This is a genomic window from Marinomonas sp. TI.3.20 (genome assembly GCF_038155025.1).
GTDB lineage: Bacteria > Pseudomonadota > Gammaproteobacteria > Pseudomonadales > Marinomonadaceae > Marinomonas > Marinomonas flavescens.
Genome location: NZ_JBAKAS010000142.1, coordinates 1 through 253, shown reverse-complemented (window position 1 = coordinate 253; position 253 = coordinate 1). Strand labels below are relative to the sequence as shown.

Genomic DNA, 253 nt, shown 5'->3' with positions numbered 1-253 from the left:
CCACAAATGAGGGTCACATTAAGTTGATCAGAAGCCGTAAACATGAGTCTTTTATTCCAATTTAAAAAATGAAAGACTTTATGGTTTTTGGAAGAGACTGCTATGTGGGGTTTAGCCGACGCTCACGTTTATCTGACGGATGTCTTGCAACGAGTAAGCCAGCACCCAGCAAAAGACACCGCCGACTTGATCCCAAGACGATGGAAGCTACTGTTCGCAGACAACCCGTTGAAATCGCCCTTGCTCTGAGTGT

At 45.5% G+C, this 253-nt stretch carries 1 protein-coding gene; it reads left to right on the top strand.

The window, feature by feature from the left end:
* The first annotated feature begins 102 nt into the window (after nt 1–102).
* On the top strand, nt 103–249 hold the full coding sequence (locus tag V6259_RS19925; protein WP_341586008.1) for a hypothetical protein: 147 nt from the start codon (nt 103–105) through the stop codon (nt 247–249).
* Nucleotides 250–253 lie beyond the last annotated feature (4 nt).